Origin of the sequence: Streptococcus gwangjuensis (genome assembly GCF_028156745.1) — a bacterium.
Lineage (GTDB): Bacteria > Bacillota > Bacilli > Lactobacillales > Streptococcaceae > Streptococcus > Streptococcus gwangjuense_A.
On sequence record NZ_JAODJG010000027.1, the window covers coordinates 1 to 3686 of the forward strand.

General features: G+C 36.0%; 4 protein-coding genes and 1 pseudogene. All 5 read right to left on the reverse strand.

What is annotated here, in order from left to right:
* Positions 1-448, reverse strand: a pseudogene (locus N5909_RS02285) (dTDP-6-deoxy-3,4-keto-hexulose isomerase); the annotation flags it as partial.
* A 91-nt stretch (positions 449-539) separates the two neighbouring features.
* Positions 540-995 carry a DUF5085 family protein gene (locus tag N5909_RS02290; protein WP_271630716.1) on the reverse strand — a complete coding sequence of 152 codons (456 nt, stop codon included), beginning with the start codon at positions 993-995 and terminating at the stop codon, positions 540-542.
* On the reverse strand, positions 995-1444 hold the full coding sequence (locus N5909_RS02295; RefSeq protein WP_271630717.1) for a hypothetical protein: 450 nt from the start codon (positions 1442-1444) through the stop codon (positions 995-997). Before N5909_RS02295 ends, N5909_RS02290 begins: the two co-directional genes overlap by 1 nt.
* Positions 1445-1482: 38 nt before the next feature.
* Positions 1483-2214: a hypothetical protein gene (locus tag N5909_RS02300; protein ID WP_271630718.1), complete on the reverse strand. Its 732-nt coding sequence runs from the start codon at positions 2212-2214 to the stop codon at positions 1483-1485.
* On the reverse strand, positions 2214-3686 hold a 1473-nt coding region (locus N5909_RS02305; protein WP_271630719.1), incomplete at its 5' end, for a hypothetical protein. The genes N5909_RS02300 and N5909_RS02305, both read right to left, overlap by 1 nt.

Genomic DNA, 3686 nt, shown 5'->3' on the forward strand with positions numbered 1-3686 from the left:
TCTGTAAGCTTTCTGAATCCGAAAACTGACCACTAGTCGAGCTCGCAAACGACTGCAATTTTTCTAATTTCCTTTGTAACTCATCTCGCTTACTCGTCGCATTTGAGATAACTCCTCGAACATTACTTATATATATAGGATTGACGTCCTTTAGATTATATAAACTATATAAAATAGATTCATAAGTCGAAATGGTTGTATTCTTCGCTTCAATTTGCTGTTGAAGTATCTCCTCATCTAGACTTTCTCCACCGACTTGTGAATAGTAAAGAGTCGGTAGTTCACCGGCTTTTCCTCCTAGACTCTCTGAAAAGAGGATAACTCCTCTAAGTAGGGGAACCATTATATTTTCCGCATAGGACTTAGCGCTATCATAGGCTGCCCCTTTCAACTCCTCCTCTGTAATAAAATTATTAAAGGCACTAATGACATCGTTATAATAATTCACACGGCTGCTTAATACACTATTTGCTGTGTTGAACTATGAAATAACTCTTTTCCAGATCTTACATATAAAGTCGGCAATCTCTTTACCAAACTTAATAAGCGTAACCAAGTAATACTGTTACCTGCCCTGTTCCTTCTGTTTGGAGAATATGATAAAAAGGGGTTTGTTGTTCACGGTTATTCTTCTCTAAGGTCCATAGCAATCTAGCATATGCTTCCTTGGTTAATTCCTCATAATCATGATTTAGAGTCACCATTATAATATTATTAATTTCAAAGTAAGATGAAAATTTCATCCCCTTGACTTCAAGAAACTCCTCCTCTAAGGGAAGAAAGAATTCAATATCCATATTTCCTTCATGTGGCACATTATTTAGGCTATATACAATAGGTCCTGCTGGATGACCTCCTGCTTCATAAATAGCTGTCATAAAAGCATCTAGTTCATTTCTCATCTGACTAACATGAAAAGTCTTACGCTTTTTAATCACATTCCGTGCCTCAAAAATGTTTTCATTGGTCACACCTTGTGCAACAACATATTTCATCACTCTACCTCCCAACTACTATATGCATCAACTACAATTTCTTTTCCAGGATGATAAAGCACATGATAAACAGCTAAATACTCCAAATTTTCTTTAGCATATTTTACACATAAGGTATCATAATAATCCGCTAAATTTTCTGAGGAAAAACTAGCGAAATCATTACTGTCTATAAAAAGATTTTCTTGAAAAAGAAATGGTCCATTATATCTATCTATTTGGGTATATGCATTGCCAAATGTTGTAAAAATAGAAATCGTTTTTTTATCCCCAAAAGGATAACTCTTAAAATATACTGGACCATCTGAAAAAACCATATCTAGCATATCCTCTATAAACTCCCAACATAAAGGATATACTTTATGACAAATCTGTTCGACTGGTACATTTCCCAACCCACTTTCTTCATAACCAAACTGATTATGAAGAGCTAACTTTTTAGGTCTCATCTCCATATCTCTTAACTGCTTTCTTTATTTTTTTATTTCTAAACTAATTCATCGCTATCAGGGTGCTTCTTTATATAAATAGCTGCATAAACCGCATCTACCATAACAGCTGTCAGCGTTAAGGTTAACAAAATTCCCAATAAAATACCAAAGGCATTCTGAATATAACCCATTAGGAGGGAGGGAATGATTGTTGCTCCCGCAAAAGCTACGGCAAAATTATTCCACCATGTTTTCTTTCTATTTCCCTCTTTTACTTGATTAAAAGCCCAGACTTTTCCTTGATTCTTTGGGAGATAGTACCAAGCATAGAGACCACATGCAAAGATAAAAAGTAACATCATCAATATTACATAAAATGGAGTAAGGGGAGATTGATATATCCCCTCTATACTTTTTGAATCTCCTACTATTGCAAACATCAACATTCCAATAAAATCGATCCAAACTAACGCGCTCCAGGTAAGCAAAGCAATCAGAATATAGGTTAAAAATTTAAATCGATTGATTAGAAACTTAGAAAAAGCAAATAACATACTTACCACATTAAGAATGATGCAAGTCAAAAATATAACTTTAATCCATCCCTGACGACTTCCTGTTTCACCTATAAGGGCCCAGTAAAAGAAAAATGAGCAAAATGGTAAATTTATCCACGGATACAACTTGATATATCCTAAACTAACACCATCTGTAATCAAAGGACCATGGTATCTTTCTCTTTCTATATCAGTAATCTTTGCTTTATTTTTTCTATTTATCTTTGCCATTAACTAAACCACCTTCCTATTGTTTTTAAGCCATCGCCAATTGCATCTGTTGTTTTTATTAAGGCATCCTTAGCTACATCCGTTATAGATTGATTATTTAATTCATTAATCTTAAAATTGTCCATAGCATACCCAATAGCTGCCCCCAAGGCAAACCCAGCAACAGTTCCAATAGGTCCTCCGATAAAAGTTCCAATTGCAGCACCAGCCCCTGCTGCAGTAGCCCCTGAAAGAAGATCAACACCTTGGTCAACGGCAAAATTTCGGATTTTTTCCCCAACAGAAGAAGTTTTATCATCAAAAAAGTTTTCTTTGATATTCCTCTCAACACCAAGAAATGTCCCGATGGCACCGAACGCTTTGCCTGCTTTTCCCCATTTTGAAAGCTGTGAAACATCTTTCAAGTTGAAGTCATCCCAAAATTTCAAAGAATTTTTAAAACCACTTTTACCCGAATCCACAGCATCGCCAAGAGCAACTTGCCAGCCAGTTGTCTTAAAGCCCTTACCAATATTGGTATCAGTAGGATCGAAATTTCTACCTGTCTCTTGACTGTACTCACTGCTTCCACTAGTATATACATGCCCTGTATTTTTATTATAAAGAAAACGAGATCCTATCTTAACACGGCCCCTAGATTCTGAAGTAATTTGTCGATCGTTAATAAAGTTTATTTCAGCCTTAGCTAGAATAGCTTTACCAACGATGTTCGAAAATTTTGAAGATCCGTCGGCTAATTCATTCTGCTGTAAAATGAAATCAATAGCTTTTTCAACAGAAATCCCCTGTTCTTTTGCGACATCTTTGGCCACCGTTTGCAATTCAGCTTCCGTCCGATCTACAAAGACCTGTATTGCATTCTTAACATTCTCTGGTATGTCCTTAGCTGGATAGCGGCTCTGATAAGCTTGGATTGCCTTTATATCCTTCTCATCTAATTCGGTTTTATTTTTAATTTTATCTAAAACATTTTGATAATTTTGAACTACCTCAGAACGTTTCGTCCACTCATTATTAATAGTATTAGCCCAAGGAGCTTGTCCCTCTACTTTAAATGTCCCATCAAACTTTCCAAAGTCACCTGTGACTTGTTCGAAACCTTGGAAAACTAAGCTCTGTAAGCTTTCTGAATCCGAAAACTGACCACTAGTCGAGCTCGCAAACGACTGCAATTTTTCTAATTTCCTTTGTAACTCATCTCGCTTACTCGTCGCATTTGAGATAACTCCTCGAACATTACTTATATATATAGGATTGACGTCCTTTAGATTATATAAACTATATAAAATAGATTCATAAGTCGAAATGGTTGTATTCTTCGCTTCAATTTGCTGTTGAAGTATCTCCTCATCTAGACTTTCTCCACCGACTTGTGAATAGTAAAGAGTCGGTAGTTCACCGGCTTTTCCTCCTAGACTCTCTGAAAAGAGGATAACTCCTCTAAGTAGGGGAACCATTATATTTTCCGCATA

Excerpts from the sequence above, each read along its gene's own strand:
- N5909_RS02295 (WP_271630717.1), bottom strand. The coding sequence starts at position 1,444 with ATGAGACCTAAAAAGTTAGCTCTTCATAATCAGTTTGGTTATGAAGAA.
- N5909_RS02290 (WP_271630716.1), bottom strand. The coding sequence starts at position 995 with ATGAAATATGTTGTTGCACAAGGTGTGACCAATGAAAACATTTTTGAG.
- N5909_RS02300 (WP_271630718.1), bottom strand. The coding sequence starts at position 2,214 with ATGGCAAAGATAAATAGAAAAAATAAAGCAAAGATTACTGATATAGAA.